The following is a 17,647-nucleotide window of genomic DNA, read 5'->3' as shown; positions in this document are numbered from 1 at the left end:
TCGGATCCTTCAACCCTGTAAAGGGCAAGGCTAAACATCCGATTCCCCGGCCCAACCGGGAAGTAATGGCCACGGCTGTGTGAGTTTGCTCACCTGTGACCCGACAATACGGTCATACCAGGCAGTCAATTTCGGGTGGCGAAACGGACATTGCGCCACTGAATCAGCCATTCCGCTCCTGATCATCTCGACTGGGACACCTTGCCAGCCACTGCGTTTGGTCGGCGTAAGTCCGGTTCGCCCCGAAACGCGGCCCACACGGCGTGACATTCCCACTGCGGAACGTCACCACCACCCCAGGCCGACACGCGCACCTTGTTGGAGATCCGCCACTGTGCTGGAATTCGCGGGACCGCCGCGGGAACAGCCGGCGCGCAGGTGGCGCGACACAGCGCCGCGCGCGGCGGCAAGGAGAGGGAGACGCGCCGGTCACCGACGACCACCATGGGGCCGAAACGCCCCACGACTCGACACCGTCCCACCGGTCGCCCGGCGGGACGCCTGGTCCAGAGGTTGCGACGCTAGTGCAGGGACGATTCAAGAGGGATGGCAGCGCTGCGGCGGAGCAGGAGCCGCGCGGCGGGATCGACCGTGGCTCCTCGCCCCAGCACGCCCAGAACCGCGGGCCGGCTGCCGATGGCGCAGGCCCCGACTCCTCCACCACGGTGAACGCGGTGAAGGCGAAGGCGCGCCTCAAGCCCCGGGGCAAGACGAAGAGCGAAGAGCCGGCCGACAAGGACGTGGCGATACCGAAGGCCCCCAGCGGGCCCGGTTCGCGATTCGCCATGCAGAACTGGCGCATCAGCACGCGACTCGTGTCGCTGCTGACCCTGCCGGTCGTCGCCGCCACCACGCTCGGTGGCTTCCGCATCAACGACTCGCTGAACGACATCGCCCAGCTGGAGCACATGCAGCTGCTCACGACGATGACCCGGCAGGCCACCAACCTGGCCGCCATGCTTCAGGAGGAGCGGGACAAGTCGGCGGGTCCGCTGTCGGTCGACAGGTCGGGCAGGCCCAACAGCCTCGTCGCGGGCGTACGCGACCAGACCGACGCCGCCGCGAAGGCCTTCCAGGCCGCGACCGACAAGGTCGACACCGCGGAGGACAAGGACGAGACCCTCAAGTCGATCCGCAACAACATCCTGCAGATCGGCCGCCAGCTCACCGGCATCGAGGAAATCCGCAAGAAGGCGTACCAGAACGGCGCCCAGCAGACCGTCACCGAGTACAACGCGCTGATCGTCTCGCTGCTCTCGCTCTCCCAGGACATGGCGCAGGCCACCTCCAGCCCGGAGATGATCAAGCGTACGCGTGCCCTGGCGGCCTTCTCCTCCGCCAAGGAATACGCCTCGATCCAGCGCGCCGTCATCGCCGCCTCTCTCCCCGAGAGCAGCGAGAAGCCGGGCACGCTCACCGAGAACGACCGCCTGTACGCCCTCTCCGCGCTCCGCGGCGAGAGCCAGGCGAAGAAGACCTTCGAACTCGTCTACCAGGGCAAGCCCGAGGAACTCCTCGCGGCGCTCGGCGACGGCAACACGGAGATCGGCACCGCCGACCACTACGCGCGCCGCGTCCTGAGCACCCAGGGGCAGTTCGGCAAGGAGAAGAACCGGTCCTGGATGGACTGGTACGACGCGGACGACACCAAGCTCCAGGCCATGAAGGTCATCGAGCTGACCCTGCTCGAGGACATGGAGCAGAAGGCCCGCGAGCTGAAGAACTCCTCGCAGCAGGACGCCATCATCAACGGTGCCCTGATCCTGCTCGTCCTCGGCGTCTCCCTCGTCGGCGCGTTCGTCATGGCGCGGTCGATGATCCGCTCGCTGCGCCGCCTGCAGGACACCGCGACCCGGGTCGCCCAGGACCGACTGCCCGAGCTCGTCAAGCAGCTGTCCGAGTCCGACCCGCAGGACGTGGACACGTCCGTGGAGTCGGTCGGCCTGCACACCCGCGACGAGATCGGCCAGGTGGCCGCGGCCTTCGACGACGTGCACCGCGAGGCCGTCCGCCTCGCCGCCGAACAGGCCCTCCTCCGGGGCAACGTCAACGCGATGTTCACCAACCTCTCGCGCCGTTCGCAGGGCCTCATCCAGCGCCAGCTCTCGCTCATCTCCGAGCTGGAGTCGCGCGAGGCCGACCCGGACCAGCTGTCCTCGCTCTTCAAGCTCGACCACCTCGCGACCCGTATGCGCCGTAACGGCGAAAACCTCCTCGTCCTCGCGGGCGAGGAGCCGGGCCGCCGGTGGACCCGCCCCGTCCCGCTCGTCGACGTGCTCCGTGCCGCCGCGTCCGAGGTGGAGCAGTACGAGCGCATCGAACTGTCGTCGGTGCCCGGCACCGACGTCGCCGGCCGAGTCGTCAACGACCTCGTGCACCTCCTCGCCGAGCTGCTGGAGAACGCCACCTCGTTCTCCTCCCCGCAGACGAAGGTCAAGGTCACCGGTCACGCGCTGCCCGACGGGCGCGTGCTCGTCGAGATCCACGACACCGGCATCGGCCTCTCCCCCGAGGACCTCGCCGCGATCAACGAGCGGCTCGCCTCGCCGCCGACCGTGGACGTCTCCGTCTCCCGCCGCATGGGCCTGTTCGTGGTCGGCCGCCTGTCCCTGCGACACGGCATCCGCATCCAGCTCCGCCCGTCCGACTCGGGCGGTACGACGGCCCTCGTCATGCTGCCGGTGGACGTCGCCCAGGGCGGCAAGAAGCCGGGTCCGATGCCGGGCCAGGGCGGCCAGGGCGGTCCCGGCGGTGCGGGCTCCGGTGCCCCGCAGGGCATGCCGGGTGCTTCGGCTCAGGGTTCGGTCCCGGGCGGCGGCGCACGCCAGCCCGTCGGCACCGGCCAGCAGCGCGGCCAGGTCTCCGGCGGCGCCCAGCGTGCCGCGCTGCCGGGCCGCGACGGCGGTCCGGGCCAGCAGGGCCCGCAGGGCGGTCCCGGTACGCGTCCGCAGCAGGGCGGCCCGAGCGGCCGTCCGCAGGGCGGTCCGGGCATGACCGGCATGCCGGGTGCCCCGACCTCCCAGGGCCAGGGTGGCTTCCCTGACGGCGCGTTCGGCGGCGGTGCCCCGCTGCCGGGCCGCGGTCCGGCCGGCGGTCCCGGCTCCCGTCCGATGCCCGCGCCCGCGGCCCCCGGCCAGGGCGGGTTCCCGCAGGGCAACGGCTTCGAGCGTCCGCAGCCCCCGCAGCAGCAGCCCGCTCCGACGGGCCCGGTCCCCTCGGCCCCGGCGCCCGCCGCCCCGGCTCCGCGCGGCTCCCGGCCGCAGCTGCCGCCGCGCGGTGGCGCCTCGCGTCCGGAGCTTCCGGGTGCGGGCGGCGGTCCCGCCGGGATACCGCAGACCACCAGCTGGGGCGCCGACCAGGCGCGCCACGCCGGCCACGAGGTCCCGCGCGGCCACGACGAGCTCTCGGGCCCGGGTTCGACGGCGGAGTTCCCCCGTCCGGACTTCAACGCCCCGCGCCCGCCGGCCGGCAACAGCACCACCGGGCAGTTCGAGCGCCCGGACTTCCAGGCCCCGCGGCCCGGCGGTCCCGGTGTCGGCGGATTCGCCCCCCAGCAGCCGCAGGCTCCGCAGCTGCCGCAGGCTCACCAGCCGGAGGCGCTGCCGCCGGCCGCGAGCACCGGCAATGAGCGCAGCCCGATCTTCGATACGCTGGAGTCGAACTGGTTCCACCAGGAGGGCCCCCAGGCCCCCGGTCAGGCGCCCGTTCCCCAGCAGCCGCAGCAGTCCGCCCCGGCTCCGGCTCCCCAGCAGCGCCTGCAGCAGCCGCTGCCGCAGCGCGGCCAGGAGCCCGCGGCCGAGCCCGCGCCGACGACGGCCGGCAGCTCGCCGACCGTCAGCTGGCGGTCCTCGCCCAACGACGAGCTGATGCGGCAGGCCGAGCGCGTGCGCCAGCCCGCCGCCGGCGGCATCACCACCTCGGGGCTGCCCCGCCGAGTACCGCGGGCGAACCTCGTGGCCGGCACCGCGCAGCAGCAGTCCGACGAACAGTCGGGCCCGCAGGTCTCGCGATCACCGGACGACGTCCGCGGCCGTCTGACCAACCTCCGACGGGGTATCCAGCAGGGCCGTCAGGCCGGCAACAACGGCCCGGCGACCGGCAGTTACCACATCGACCCCACTTACCAGCAGGAGCGTTAGTTGAGTTCGATGAGCCAGGCGGCACAGAACCTGAACTGGTTGATCACCAACTTCGTGGACAACACCCCCGGGGTGTCCCACACGGTGGTGGTCTCCGCCGACGGCCTCCTTCTGGCGATGTCCGAAGGCTTTCCCCGGGACCGCGCCGATCAGCTGGCGGCCGTGGCCTCCGGTCTGACGTCGCTGACCGCAGGAGCCTCCCGCATCTTCGAGGGCGGCGCCGTCAACCAGACCGTGGTCGAGATGGACCGGGGATTCCTCTTCCTCATGTCCGTCTCGGACGGTTCCTCCCTGGCCGTGCTCGCGCACCCCGAGTGCGACATCGGCCTTGTCGGCTACGAGATGGCCCTCCTCGTGGACCGCGCCGGCAGCGTCCTCACCCCGGACCTGCGCGCGGAGCTGCAGGGAAGCCTGCTCATCTGACGCCACATCTCCCGGCCGGACGGTACTTCCGGCCGGGGGACCGGGGGCCAGCCCCGGAACCCAGTACCACCGTCAGGCCGTCATACCGTCCCCCCACCGGCCGCCCCGTCAGACGGCACGCTGACCACTGCTGTCCAGCCCGGAGGATCAATGACCCCGCCCCCCGCCTACTCCGATTCGTACGGTGATTCGTACTCGGAAGGCGACCAGCCGCTTGTTCGCCCGTACGCGATGACCGGCGGACGGACCCGGCCCCGCTACCAGCTCGCCATCGAGGCGCTGGTCAGCACCACGGCCGATCCGATGCACCTGTCCGGCCTGCTTCCCGAGCACCAGCGCATATGCACGCTGTGCCGTGAGGTCAAGTCGGTCGCGGAGGTCTCCGCACTGCTGTCGATGCCGCTCGGTGTCGCCCGGATCCTCGTCGCCGACCTGGCCGAGGCCGGAATGGTGGCCATCCACCAGCCGGGCAATGGAGAGGCCGGCGGCACGCCGGATGTAACGCTGCTCGAAAGGGTGCTCAGTGGACTTCGCAAGCTCTAATGGCGGAACCGCCCGCTCCACCACCTCCGCGAAGATCGTGGTGGCGGGCGGGTTCGGCGTGGGCAAGACCACGTTCGTCGGGGCCGTCTCGGAGATCAATCCGCTGCGCACCGAGGCCGTCATGACGTCCGCGTCCGCCGGCATCGACGATCTGACCCACACCGGGGACAAGACGACCACCACGGTCGCCATGGACTTCGGCCGCATCACCCTGGACCAGGACCTCATCCTGTACCTGTTCGGCACCCCCGGACAGGACCGCTTCTGGTTCATGTGGGACGACCTCGTCCGCGGCGCCATCGGTGCGATCGTGCTGGTCGACACCCGCCGGCTCGCCGACTGCTTCCCCGCGGTCGACTACTTCGAGAACAGCGGGCTGCCGTTCGTCGTGGCCCTCAACGGCTTCGAGGGACACCAGCCCTACACCCCCGAAGAAGTCCGCGAGGCCCTGCAGATCGGCCCGGACGCCCCGATCATCACCACCGACGCCCGCCACCGCGCGGACGCCAAGAGCGCGCTCATCACGCTCGTCGAGCACGCCCTCATGGCCCGACTCAAGTAACACGGTTCGGGGAACGGCGCTCAAGGGGCACCACTCAAGTACCACGGGTTCTTCACAACGTGAGAGGGCGGGCTGTGTCATAGGACACGGCCCGCCCTCTCTGTTCATAACGTTTCGACAGTGAATTGCCGCCACTTGGACACAGGGCGCGGTCGGGCGGTGCCGCTGCGCTCACAACTGGCTCCATTTTTGCCGCAGCTCGCTCTTTATGTCCGTTTTATGCGTGACATAAGGCTCTTGGAATGGCTGATTCCAACTGTTTGGAACACGGCCGTTAACCGTGCTGGAATTCAACTAACTAGCTAGTAGCACCGCCGGAAGGTTGTTGGTCGAGTGAGGCGAAGCAACTCAAGCCCCGCGGATGAACCCGCGCGCGGCAACTTCACCCCGCCGCAGCGTGCGGGTGCGTCGCCGGTCGACGTACCCGTCGACCCGCCGGCGAAGAGCGGCAGCACCAGCAGGTTCTCCCCCCGCAACTGGCGCGTGCCGACCAAGCTGAACGCCATCCTGCTCGTCCCCGTCCTCGTCGGACTGGTGATGGGCGGCTTCCAGGTGAAGGGCTCGGTCGACCGCTGGAACGAGGCCAAGGACGCCGAGAAGACGGCCCGCATCGTCCAGGCGGCGGCCGAATACGGCCAGGCCCTCCTCAACGAGCGCGACCTCACGGCCGAGCCGCTCCTCAGGGGCGACCGGAACAACGAGGCCGTCGCGAAGGCATGGGCGGCCACCGACGCGGCCAAGGAGAAGTTCGCCCAGGCCTCGAAGGACCTCCCCTCGAACTCGGGGCTGGAACGCCGCCTGGAGCTCTTCCACCAGGAGGAGCCCAAGCTCGCGGCCGTCCGGCAGACGGCGTACTCCTCGCAGGAGACGGCGAAGAAGAACCCGCCGAGCGCCAACGGCCCGATCCCGACCGAAGAGGGGTACGTGCTGGTCCAGCACTACCTCATGACGTTCTCCAACGAACTCGGTCTGGGCACCGGCAACGTCACCAGCTACGGCCGCATGGTCTACGCGGTCGAGCTGGCCAAGGCCGCCAACTCGCTCCAGCGTTCCGTCGGCACCCACCTGCTGGTGCGCCCGAACGAGAACGAGGACATACGCAAGGCCCAGCTCGTCGCCTTCTCCTCGTACGCCTACCTCGAGGACATCGCGATCGGCGAGTACGTCGCGGCCGGCACCGAGGAGGACGTGAAGCGCCTCCAGGACGTCATGGGCAAGAAGTCCCAGGAGGGCGCCGAGAAGCTCGCGCTGGCCAAGCGGGCGGCCGAGCAGGCCGGCACCCCCTTCAAGGCGCCGCCGATCGTGAACAACTCCGCCCTCACCGGTATGACCGAGGCGATCGCCAGCGGCGAGGGCAAGAGCAAGGTCATCGCGGGCGGCACCACGCCCCAGGCCTGGCAGGCCGGCGCCACCGCCAAGTTCGAGGGCTACGCCGAGATCGAGAAGGAACTCCTCGGCAAGGCCGTGACCGACTCGGTCGCCGTCTCCGACGAGGCGCGCAACGACGCCATCTTGACCGGCGCCATCGTGGTCGTGGCCCTGCTCGCCGCCTTCATCCTGGCCGCGATGATGGCCCGCCAGATGAGCAACTCGATGCGCCGTCTGCGCACCGCCGCCTTCGACGTCGCCGAGCAGCGCCTGCCGATGCTCGTCGACCAGCTCTCGCGCACCGACCCGGGCAAGGTCGACACCCGTGTCGCGCCGATCCCGATCAACTCCCAGGACGAGATCGGCGAGGTCGCCCGCGCCTTCGACCAGGTCCACCGGGAAGCGGTCCGGCTCGCCGCCGAGCAGGCGCTCCTGCGAGGGAACGTCAACGCGATCTTCACCAACCTCTCCATACGCAACCAGTCGCTGATCGAGGGCCAGCTGACCCTCATCACCGACCTGGAGAACAACGAGGCCGACCCGGACCAGCTGGAGAACCTCTTCCGCCTGGACCACCTGGCCACCCGTATGCGTCGCAACGGCGAGAACCTCCTCATCCTCGCGGGTGAGGAACCGGGCCGCCGCTGGGACCAGCCGGTCCCCCTCGTCGACGTCCTGCGCGCCGCCTCCTCCGAGGTGGAGCAGTACGAGCGCATCGAGCTCTCGGGCGTCTCCGAGGCCGAGATCCACGGCCAGGCCGTGACCGACCTCGTGCACCTGCTCGCCGAGCTCCTGGAGAACGCCACGACGTTCTCCTCCCCGCAGACCAAGGTCCGCGTCAACGCGACGCGTCTGCCCGACGGCCGCGTGATGGTCGAGATCCACGACAAGGGCATCGGCCTCACCGCCGAGGACTTCGCGGACATCAACCACAAGCTGGCGAACCCGCCCACCGTGGACGCCGCGATCTCCCAGCGCATGGGTCTGTTCGTGGTCGGCCGGCTGGCGGACCGCCACAGCATCCGCGTCCAGCTGCGCCCCTCGGGCGAGGCCGCCGGCACCACGTCGCTGGTCATGCTCCCGGACGCGATCACCCATGGTGGTGGTGGCGAGGGGATCCCGGACGACGACTTCACGGTGTCGTCGATGATCCCGCAGCAGCATTCGCAGCAGGCCGTCCCGATGCGTACGGCCGCCGAGCTGGGCTTCGACGACTCCCGTTACGAGGCCGGAGGCGCCGAGGAGCAGGGCGACGGCACCGGGCTCGACCCGGTCGGCCGCTCCCTGGCCCACCAGGAGCGCCGGGCCGCGCTCGAGGCCCAGGTGGGCTACGGGCAGGAGCAGCAGGGCGAGTTCGCCGAGCAGGAGTATGCGGAACCCCAGCCGGAGCACGGGTACCAGCCGTACCAAGGTTACGAGCAGCAGCCCGAACAGGGGTACGACACCTCGTACGACTCCCGGCAGGCTCAGGTGGCCCCGCAGGGCTACGAGGCCTACCCGCAGCAGGACTACGGATATCCGGAAGCCGGATACCAAGATCGCCAGCAGGACGCCCCGGCGTACGACGGCGGCTACGCATCCCAGTCCCCGCAGACGGAGTGGCCTGATCAGAACACCTACTCCGGCGGCTACCAGCAGGGCTACGGGACCGAATCGGAACCCCCGGCCGCTCCCGAACCCGCCCCGGACCGCGTAGGCTTCGACCGTCCGGGCGCCGCTGCCGACACCGGCCACGAAGTGACCGGAGCGGGCCTGCCGCGCCGCGGCAGCCAGCAGCAGTGGCAGCCGGCACAGAAGGAAGCGGAGTCCACCGGATCCCTCTTCGAGCAGCGGCCGCAGCGACAGCAGCAGCCCGCCGCCCCGGAGCGGGACGAGGATGGCGGTACCGACTGGCGCTCGAACAACGACGAGCGCTGGCAGCAGGCCTCCAAGCTCCGTGAGCCGAAGGCCGGCGGGGTCACCCCGTCCGGTCTCCCTCGGCGCGTGCCCAAGGCCAACCTGGTCGAGGGCGCGGCGGAGACGACCCCGCAGGGCGGCCCCCAGGTCTCCCGCGCACCGGAGGACGTCCGCGGCAGGTTGAGCAACCTGCGGCGCGGTGTCCAGCAGGGACGCAGCGCGGGTTCTGAGCAGTCAAGTAACAGCTATGACCAGGAGCGTTAGTGTGAGCCCGATGAGCCAGGCGGCACAGAACCTGAACTGGTTGATCACCAACTTCGTGGACAACACCCCCGGGGTGTCCCACACGGTGGTGGTCTCCGCCGACGGCCTTCTTCTGGCGATGTCCGACGGATTCCCGCGCGACCGCGCCGATCAGCTGGCGGCCGTGGCCTCCGGTCTGACGTCGCTGACCGCAGGAGCCTCCCGCATCTTCGAGGGTGGCGCCGTCAACCAGACCGTTGTGGAGATGGACCGCGGGTTCCTTTTCCTCATGTCCGTGTCCGATGGATCGTCCCTCGCGGTGCTCGCGCACCCCGAGTGCGACATCGGCCTCGTGGGCTACGAGATGGCCCTCCTCGTGGACCGAGCAGGCAGTGTTCTCACGCCGGAACTGCGTTCGGAGCTGCAGGGAAGTCTTCTCAACTAGCAGACAGGCAGTGCGTTTCGCGTCATCGCACCATAGGGTGCGGTGGCGCGGTTCCACAGGGAGTACTGCGTTCTTGGAGTCGGAGGAGGAAACGTGACAACACCCGGAGGACATCCTTATGGCGGCGCGCAGCAGCCGCAGGGTGGGCAGCACGACCAGAACCGCTTCAACTTCCCCTCCGCTCCCAGCCGGCAGGTTCCGGAGCACAATCCCTACCAGCAGCAGCCGTACGGCCAGCCCCAGCAGGCCCAGCCGCCCCACCGGCCCTCGCAGCAGCCCCTCCGGGGTCACCAGCAGCAGGCCCCCAAGGCGCACAACCCGCTGGTGCGCCCGTACGCGATGACCGGCGGCCGTACCCGGCCGCGCTACCAGCTCGCCATCGAGGCGCTGGTCAGTACCACGGCGGATCCCGCGCGGTTGCAAGGGCAGTTGCCCGAGCACCAGCGCATCTGCCGCCTGTGCCAGGAGATCAAATCCGTCGCGGAGATCTCGGCACTTCTCTCCATTCCTCTTGGTGTCGCCCGCATCCTCGTCGCCGACCTGGCGGAGGCGGGCCTTGTCGCCATTCACCAGCCCGGCGGCGACGAGTCTGCCGGCGGCCAGCCAGATGTGACACTGCTCGAAAGGGTGCTCAGTGGACTTCGCAAGCTCTAACGGCGGAGCGGCTCGCTCCACCACCTCCGCGAAGATCGTGGTGGCGGGCGGGTTCGGCGTGGGCAAGACCACGTTCGTCGGCGCGGTCTCCGAGATCAACCCGCTGCGCACCGAAGCCGTGATGACGTCCGCGTCCGCCGGCATCGACGATCTGACCCACACCGGGGACAAGACGACCACCACGGTCGCCATGGACTTCGGCCGCATCACCCTGGACCAGGACCTCATCCTGTACCTGTTCGGCACCCCCGGACAGGACCGCTTCTGGTTCATGTGGGACGACCTCGTCCGCGGCGCCATCGGTGCCGTCGTCCTCGTCGACACGCGGCGCCTGGCGGACTGCTTCCCGGCCGTGGACTACTTCGAGAACAGCGGGCTGCCGTTCGTCGTGGCCCTCAACGGCTTCGAGGGGCACCAGCCCTACACCCCCGAAGAAGTCCGCGAGGCCCTGCAGATCGGCCCGGACGCCCCGATCATCACCACCGACGCCCGCCACCGCGCGGACGCCAAGAGCGCGCTCATCACACTCGTCGAGCACGCCCTCATGGCCCGCCTGCGGTAGGCACCGCGGCAAGCAACGGCAAGCACGCGAAAGGCCCCCGCACTCCGAGGAGTGCGGGGGCCTTTCGGTGTGTTCCGGGAAGTGCCGGTGACTGCTAGCCCTGCCAGCTGTGCGGGGCGCGGAAGCCGGGGGTGCGCTCCAGGCGCCGCCAGCGGGCCTGGGAGCCGATGCGGTGCACCGTACGGCCCTCGGGGGCGGACGCGGCGCGGGCCAGCAGGATCGCGGTGATCGCGGCCAGCTCCTCGGGGGCGGCGTTGCCCTTTTCGACGCGCAGCAGGGTGTCGGCGGTCTTGGTCATGGGTGGCAGGTCTCCTTCGCTCTACTGCGGCGGGTTGCCGTGCTTGCGCGACGGCAGGTCGGCGTGCTTGCTGCGGAGCATCGCCAGCGAGCTGATCAGGGTTTCGCGGGTCTCCGCCGGGTCGATGACGTCGTCCACGAGACCGCGCTCGGCCGCGTAGTACGGGTGCATCAGCTCGGCCTTGTACTCCTTGACCATGCGCGCGCGCATCGCCTCGGGGTCCTCGGCCTCCGCGATCTGCTTGCGGAAGATGACGTTGGCGGCGCCCTCGGCGCCCATGACCGCGATCTCGTTCGTCGGCCAGGCGTACGTGATGTCCGCGCCGATGGACTGCGAGTCCATGACGATGTACGCGCCGCCGTAGGCCTTGCGCAGGATCAGCGAGATCCGCGGGACGGTGGCGTTGCAGTACGCGTACAGCAGCTTGGCGCCGTGGCGGATGATGCCGCCGTGCTCCTGGTCGACACCCGGCAGGAAGCCGGGGACGTCCAGCAGCGTGATGATCGGGATGTTGAAGGCGTCGCACATCTGGACGAAGCGCGCGGCCTTCTCGGAGGCCTCGATGTCGAGGACGCCGGCGAGGTGGGCGGGCTGGTTGGCGACGATGCCGACGACCTGGCCGTCGAGCCGGGCCAGGGCGCAGATGATGTTGCGGGCCCAGCGCTCGTGGATCTCCAGGAAGTCGCCTTCGTCGACGAGCTCCTCGATCACCTTGTGCATGTCGTACGGGCGGTTGCCGTCCGCGGGGACCAGGTCCAGCAGGACGTCCGAGCGCCGGTCGGCGGGGTCGGAGGTCTCGTGGACCGGCGGGTTCTCCCGGTTGTTGGAGGGCAGCATCGAGATGAGGTAGCGCACCTCGGAGATGCAGGTCTCCTCGTCGTCGTACGCGAAGTGCGCGACTCCGGAGGTCTCGGCGTGCACGTCGGCGCCGCCGAGGCCGTTCTGGGAGATCTCCTCGCCGGTGACGGCGCGGACGACGTCGGGGCCGGTGATGAACATCTGCGAGGTCTCGCGGACCATGAAGACGAAGTCCGTCAGGGCCGGGGAGTACGCGGCGCCGCCGGCGCACGGGCCCAGCATGACCGAGATCTGCGGGATGACGCCCGAGGCCCTGGTGTTGCGCTGGAAGATGCCGCCGTAGCCGGCGAGGGCGGAGACGCCCTCCTGGATACGGGCGCCGGCGCCGTCGTTCAGGGAGACCAGCGGGGCACCGGCCGCGATGGCCATGTCCATGATCTTGTGGATCTTCGTGGCGTGGGCCTCGCCCAGGGCGCCGCCGAAGATGCGGAAGTCGTGCGCGTAGACGAAGACCGTGCGGCCCTCGACCGTGCCCCAGCCGGTGATGACACCGTCGGTGTACGGCTTCTTGCTCTCGAGGCCGAAGCCGGTCGCGCGGTGGCGGCGCAGCTGCTCGACCTCCTTGAAGGAACCCTCGTCGAGCAGCAGCGCGATGCGCTCGCGCGCTGTCAGCTTGCCCTTGGCGTGCTGCGCCTCGGTCGCCCGGTCACTGGGTCCACGCCGCGCCTGCTCTCGCAGGGAATGCAGCTCGGCCACGCGCCCGCGGGCGTCCGTCGGCTCGCTCGGAGTCTGGTCCACAACGGTCATGTATCGACCTTACGAAGCGGTCGAAGAAAAACCTCCGTTGATTTCACACAGTCTCGGAAGTGTTCCGCTGTCCGGGCCAAACAGAACCGCCACGTGATGCGCGGACACCACCAGGCCGGACCCCCCTCCTTTGTGGGGGTCCAACAAAACGGCGACTCGCCGCCCCTAGATGTTGAAATTTGAACGGAATAGGTCTAGCGTCGTTCTCGTTGAAAGTTCAACCAATGCGGGGCGCTACAGCCCCACCAGCACCAGGGAGCACATCATGGGTCTCTTCAACCGCCGCAGCCAGGACACCACGGCCACCGCCGTCGCCACCCTCGACGTGGACCCGGCCCTCGCCGCCCTCACCGGCGACTACGTCATCGACGCCGCCCACAGCAGCATCGGCTTCACCGTCCGCCACGCGATGGTGACCAACGTCCGCGGCAGCTTCGCCGACTACTCGGGCACCCTGCAGCTCGACGGCGCCGACCCGGCCCGCTCCGCCGCCTCCATCGAGGTGAAGATCGCCTCCGTGGACACCGGCATCGACGACCGCGACGGCCACCTGCGCAGCGGCGACTTCTTCGACGCCGAGGCCTTCCCGCTGATGACCTTCCGCTCCACCGAGGCGGCCCAGCTCGGCGGCGAGGGGTACCGCATCACCGGCGAGCTGACGATCAAGGACGTCACCCGCCCGCTCTCCATCGACCTGGAGTTCAACGGCTCGGCCACCGACGTCTACGGCAACGAGCGCGTCGGCTTCGAGGGCTCCGCCGAGATCCTGCGCTCCGACTGGGGCCTGACGTGGAACGCCGCGCTGGAGGCCGGCGGCGTCATGGTCAGCGACAAGGTGAAGCTGACCTTCGACATCTCGGCCATCAAGCAGGCCTGAACCGCCTGACGCCGCCGGGTCCCGGGGGCGGTGCCGGGGGGTGACACCCCCTAGAAGCCGCCCCCGCCGTCGAACCCGCCGCCACCGTCGAACCCACCGCCGCCGCCGAAGTCCCCTCCCCCGAAGTCGGAGGAGTTGAAGTCGGCGCCGGAGTAGTCCCCGCCGTCGTAGCCGCCCATGTCGGAGGCGTAGGCGGGGCTCGACATCATCGAACCGAGCACCGTGCCCACGAGCAGGCCGGGCAGGATGCCGCCGCCGAAGTATCCGCCCGCCCAGGGGCCGTACGCCGGGCCCGCGTCGTAGTACGGACGCGGCCCGTACTCGGTGTCGACCGTACGGACCATCGGGTCCTTTCCGTCACGCAGCCGGACGGCGTCCGCCGCGCACACGGGGACGGTACGCGCCGCCCCGCCGGCCGGCGCCCACGCGGCGTCCTCCGTGCTCGGACCGTGCCGCGGGTCGAAGAAACAGGGCGAGCGGCGTTCCGGCAGCGGCCTGCCCTGACGGCGGGCGTCGAGGCCGGCCAGCGCGAACCGGCCGTCCTCCAGAGCCTGGGTGACGCCCTTGACCTCTTCGGGGTGCCGGACCGAGGCCATGATGTCCTTGGCCTTCTCGTACGAGTCGAGGCCCTTCTCGTAGTCCCCGCGCATCGCGTCGTCCGCGCCGGGCTCACCGGGGTGGAAGTCCAGCCGGTCGAGCTCCTCGCCGAAGGCCGTGATGTCCTCGTCCACGACCACGCGCAGCTTCTCGATGGCCTCGCGCTCCGCCTCTTCCTTCTTCTTCCGGTTCCTGCGCACCAGCGCGTACGCACCACCGCCGCCGATCACGGCCACCGCGCCGAGCGCGACCAGACCGCCGACCGGGACGCCGCCGTCGGCGCCGGTGTCACCCCAGGAGGCCGGGGCCCTGCCCTTGACCTGTGTCAGCGCCTGGTCCACGAAGTTGTTCAGCTCCGTGCTCGCGTTCACGGGCCCGCCGGCCTTCACGGCGTCCGTCAGGTTGCGGACGGCGCCCGGGGGCATGACCGCCCGGTCGGCGCCGGCGTTGAATCCGTCGCCGAGCCGGATCGCGTAGAGCCCGGTGATGCCGGTCTCGGTCCGGACCGTACGCAGCACGCTGTCGGCGGGGAACTCGGCGCCGGCCGGCAGCACGGCGACGAACACCGGCTTCCCGGCATCCTTGATCTTCTTCGCGAGCGCGTCCGCCTGGTCCTTCGGCAGCTGCGCCGCGGCGCGTGGATCCACATAGACGGGGCCCTGCTTGAGGGCCTCCGCCACGGCAGCGGGCCCGGTGGCCGCCGATGCCTGCGGGGCGGCCACGAGTGCGGTCGCGGACAGGGCCAGCAGCAGAGCGGCCAGCAGCCGGCCGGGTCGTACGGATATCAGCCTGGTCCTCATGCTCCAGACGCTACCGGAACCGGCACTTTTCTGTGTGAGCTGGACATAAACCCCGCCACCCCGGCCACGAGGGCGCGGGGCGGCGGGGCTCGCCCGCTATTCGGCGGGCTCGACGCCCACGTGCAGGAGGCCGTACGTGAAGGCGTCCTCCAGGGCCTGCCAGGACGCGGCGATCACATTGGGGGCGACGCCCACCGTCGACCACTCGCGGGTGCCGTCCGTCGTGGCGATCAGGACGCGCGTCGTGGACTCCGTGCCGTGCTTGCCCTCCAGGATGCGGACCTTGTAGTCCACCAGCTCGAACTTGGCCAGCTGGGGGTAGAAGCGCTCCAGGGCCACCCGCAGCGCCCGGTCCAGGGCGTTGACCGGGCCGTTGCCCTCCGCCGTCGCGACGATCCGCTCGCCCTTGGCCCACAGCTTGACCGTGGCCTCGTTGGCGTGGGTGCCGTCGGGGCGGTCCTCGACGATGGCCCGCCAGGACTCCGTACGGAAGTACTTGCGGGCGCGGCCCTCGACCTCGGCGCGCAGCAGCAGCTCGAAGGAGGCGTCGGCGGCCTCGTACGTGTAGCCCTGGAGCTCACGCTCCTTGACCCGCTCGACCACCCGCGAGATCAGCGCGCGGTCCCCGCCGAGGTCGACGCCGAGCTCCTTGCCCTTGAGCTCGATCGAGGCGCGGCCGGCCATGTCGGAGACCAGCATCCGCATCGTGTTGCCGACCCGCTCGGGGTCGATGTGCTGGTAGAGGTCCGGGTCGACCTTGATGGCCGAGGCGTGCAGGCCCGCCTTGTGCGCGAAGGCGGAGACGCCGACGTACGGCTGGTGCGTGGACGGCGTCAGGTTGACGACCTCGGCGATGGCGTGCGAGATGCGGGTCATCTCGGCGAGCGCGCCCTCGGGCAGGACCTGGCGCCCGTACTTGATCTCCAGCGCGGCGACGACCGGGAAGAGGTTGGCGTTGCCGACGCGCTCGCCGTAGCCGTTCGCGGTGCACTGGACGTGCGTGGCGCCCGCGTCGACGGCGGCCAGGGTGTTGGCGACGGCGCAGCCGGTGTCGTCCTGCGCGTGGATGCCCAGGCGGGCGCCGGTGTCGGCGAGCACGGTCGCGACGACCGCGGTCACCTGGGCGGGCAGCATGCCGCCGTTGGTGTCGCAGAGGATGACGACGTCGGCGCCGGCCTCGTGGGCCGCGCGCACGACCGACTTCGCGTACTCGGCGTTGGCCCGGTAGCCGTCGAAGAAGTGCTCGCAGTCGACGAAGACGCGGCGGCCTTGGGCGACCAGGTGGGAGACGGTGTCGCGGACCATCTCCAGGTTCTCGTCGAGCGTGGTGCGCAGGGCGAGCTCGACGTGCCGGTCGTGGGACTTGGCGACCAGGGTGATCACCGGGGCGCCCGACTCCAGCAGCGCCCGTACCTGCGGGTCCTCGGCGGCCGAGCCGCCCGCCCGCCGGGTGGCGCCGAAGGCGACCAGCTTGGCGTGCTTGAAGTCGATCTCGGCGCGGGCGCGGGAGAAGAACTCGGTGTCGCGGGGGTTGGCGCCCGGCCAGCCACCCTCGATGAAGCCCACTCCGAAGTCGTCCAGGTGCCGGGCGATCGCCAGCTTGTCGGCGACGGTGAGGTTGATGCCCTCACGCTGGGCGCCGTCGCGCAGGGTGGTGTCGAAGACGTGGAAGCCGTCCGCGTCGGCGGCGGGGTCCTGAGCCGCCGGCCCTGTCGCCTCTGTCGTCGTCATGCTGATCTGACTCCTGTCGGATGAGTGGATCCGGATACCCGCCCGAGGGCAGGCTGCCGCCACTGCCCCCATCATCGCGCGCGGCCCGCTCCCGGCAGGAATGGAGCCGGGAAACGAAAAGACCTCTCGCGGGTGCGAGAGGTCTGCGCGCGGGTCTGGGGCACTGTGGCCGCTTCCGCGAAGTTCTTCCACGGTTCAGCGGCCACTGCGGACCGGCGCGCTGCTGTCCATAATCATGAGCTGAGCAGGCACGCTCGCAGTGTGCCATAACGTCTCAGTGCAAGAGCAGCGCGTCTCACGATACGAGAGCCTCGTCGAGGAATTCCGAGACGTGGGCCAGGATGTCCGCCCGCCCTATGCCGGGCAGGCCGACGGCGACCTGGATGCTGAACCCGTCGAGCAGGGCCCGCAGCCGGGCGCCGAAGCGGTCGGGGTCCACGCGCCGGAACTCCCCGCGCGAGATGCCCTCGGCGAGCAGGGCCACCAGGTCGCGGTGCCAGGCGCCCTCGATGGCGGCCTGGCGCTCGCGTTCCTGCGGGCCGGCGTTCTGCGAGCGGTTCCAGACCTCCAGCCACAGGGTCCAGTGCGGATCCCGGGCCTCCTCGGGGACGTACAGGTCCACGTACGCCTGGAGCCGCTCGCGCGCCGAGCCGCTGCGGGCCAGCAGGGCACGGCGCCGGGTGCCCAGTGCCGCCTCGCTCCACTCCAGCGTCTGCAGCAGGAGCTCGTCCTTGCTGCCGAAGTAGTAGAGGAGGTGGCCGCTGCTCATGCCGACCTGGCGGCCGAGCCCGGCCATGGTCAGGCCCTCCAGGCCGCGCTCGGCGATCGTGGCCATGGCGGCGACGAGTACGTCCTCGCGCGGCGGCGCGTTCTTCCGCACCGCACGTACTCCACCCGCCGCCAT

The 17,647-nt window shown here is 70.3% G+C and carries 14 protein-coding genes; 9 read left to right on the top strand and 5 right to left on the bottom strand.

The genetic code is table 11. The features are described from left to right. Positions 1-524 precede the first annotated feature (524 nt). The 8 genes from ACFXGI_RS18340 (at position 525) to ACFXGI_RS18305 (ending at position 10,835) form a co-directional block, all read left to right on the top strand. Positions 525-4,139, top strand: a complete 3,615-nt coding sequence (locus tag ACFXGI_RS18340; RefSeq protein WP_384707312.1) for a nitrate- and nitrite sensing domain-containing protein — start codon at positions 525-527, stop codon at positions 4,137-4,139. Positions 4,140-4,148: 9 nt separating this feature from the next. Beyond that, positions 4,149-4,562: a roadblock/LC7 domain-containing protein gene (locus tag ACFXGI_RS18335; protein WP_008739864.1), complete on the top strand. Its 414-nt coding sequence runs from the start codon at positions 4,149-4,151 to the stop codon at positions 4,560-4,562. Between the two features lie 150 nt (positions 4,563-4,712). Next, positions 4,713-5,105: a DUF742 domain-containing protein gene (locus tag ACFXGI_RS18330; RefSeq protein ID WP_030859942.1), complete on the top strand. Its 393-nt coding sequence runs from the start codon at positions 4,713-4,715 to the stop codon at positions 5,103-5,105. After that, a complete protein-coding gene (locus ACFXGI_RS18325) occupies positions 5,086-5,667 on the top strand; it encodes an ATP/GTP-binding protein (RefSeq protein WP_048475966.1) in 582 nt (193 codons plus the stop codon). The genes ACFXGI_RS18330 and ACFXGI_RS18325 overlap by 20 nt, the downstream gene beginning before the upstream one ends. Positions 5,668-6,000: 333 nt before the next feature. Next, positions 6,001-9,195, top strand: coding sequence for a nitrate- and nitrite sensing domain-containing protein (locus ACFXGI_RS18320; protein ID WP_384707308.1), 3,195 nt, complete (start codon positions 6,001-6,003; stop codon positions 9,193-9,195). Positions 9,196-9,205: 10 nt separating this feature from the next. After that, on the top strand, positions 9,206-9,619 hold the full coding sequence (locus tag ACFXGI_RS18315; RefSeq protein ID WP_008739857.1) for a roadblock/LC7 domain-containing protein: 414 nt from the start codon (positions 9,206-9,208) through the stop codon (positions 9,617-9,619). A gap of 93 nt (positions 9,620-9,712) precedes the next feature. Then, positions 9,713-10,273 (top strand): DUF742 domain-containing protein, encoded by a 561-nt coding sequence (locus ACFXGI_RS18310; RefSeq protein ID WP_384707304.1) that lies wholly within the window; start codon positions 9,713-9,715, stop codon positions 10,271-10,273. After that, the gene (locus ACFXGI_RS18305; protein WP_327278743.1) at positions 10,254-10,835 is read left to right on the top strand and encodes an ATP/GTP-binding protein; all 582 of its coding nucleotides are present in this window, start codon (positions 10,254-10,256) and stop codon (positions 10,833-10,835) included. The genes ACFXGI_RS18310 and ACFXGI_RS18305 overlap by 20 nt, the downstream gene beginning before the upstream one ends. 94 nt (positions 10,836-10,929) lie before the next feature. Here the strand turns inward: ACFXGI_RS18305 and ACFXGI_RS18300 are convergent, their stop codons facing one another. Both ACFXGI_RS18300 and ACFXGI_RS18295 read right to left on the bottom strand, forming a co-directional pair. After that, positions 10,930-11,133: an acyl-CoA carboxylase subunit epsilon gene (locus ACFXGI_RS18300; RefSeq protein ID WP_384707300.1), complete on the bottom strand. Its 204-nt coding sequence runs from the start codon at positions 11,131-11,133 to the stop codon at positions 10,930-10,932. 21 nt (positions 11,134-11,154) lie between these two features. Then, complete coding sequence (locus tag ACFXGI_RS18295; protein WP_030857468.1) at positions 11,155-12,738, bottom strand: acyl-CoA carboxylase subunit beta; 1,584 nt, start codon at positions 12,736-12,738, stop codon at positions 11,155-11,157. Positions 12,739-13,003: 265 nt separating this feature from the next. On the opposite strand from ACFXGI_RS18295, the gene ACFXGI_RS18290 reads away from it, so the two are divergent. Next, complete coding sequence (locus ACFXGI_RS18290; RefSeq protein WP_384707297.1) at positions 13,004-13,615, top strand: YceI family protein; 612 nt, start codon at positions 13,004-13,006, stop codon at positions 13,613-13,615. A gap of 50 nt (positions 13,616-13,665) precedes the next feature. On the opposite strand, the gene ACFXGI_RS18285 is transcribed toward ACFXGI_RS18290, so the two are convergent. The 3 genes from ACFXGI_RS18285 to ACFXGI_RS18275 all read right to left on the bottom strand — a co-directional run bounded on the left by ACFXGI_RS18285 (position 13,666) and on the right by ACFXGI_RS18275 (position 17,647). After that, on the bottom strand, positions 13,666-15,012 hold the full coding sequence (locus tag ACFXGI_RS18285; RefSeq protein WP_384707294.1) for a hypothetical protein: 1,347 nt from the start codon (positions 15,010-15,012) through the stop codon (positions 13,666-13,668). Positions 15,013-15,108: 96 nt separating this feature from the next. Continuing rightward, positions 15,109-16,743 carry a citramalate synthase gene (gene cimA, locus ACFXGI_RS18280; protein ID WP_384707291.1) on the bottom strand — a complete coding sequence of 545 codons (1,635 nt, stop codon included), beginning with the start codon at positions 16,741-16,743 and terminating at the stop codon, positions 15,109-15,111. A 295-nt stretch (positions 16,744-17,038) separates the two neighbouring features. Then, positions 17,039-17,647 (bottom strand): TetR/AcrR family transcriptional regulator, encoded by a 609-nt coding sequence (locus tag ACFXGI_RS18275; protein WP_384707288.1) that lies wholly within the window; start codon positions 17,645-17,647, stop codon positions 17,039-17,041.

This window comes from Streptomyces sp. NPDC059355 (assembly GCF_042752335.1).
Classification (GTDB): domain Bacteria; phylum Actinomycetota; class Actinomycetes; order Streptomycetales; family Streptomycetaceae; genus Streptomyces.
The sequence above is the reverse complement of the archived record's forward strand: the minus strand, read 5'-3'. Positions and strand labels throughout refer to the sequence as shown.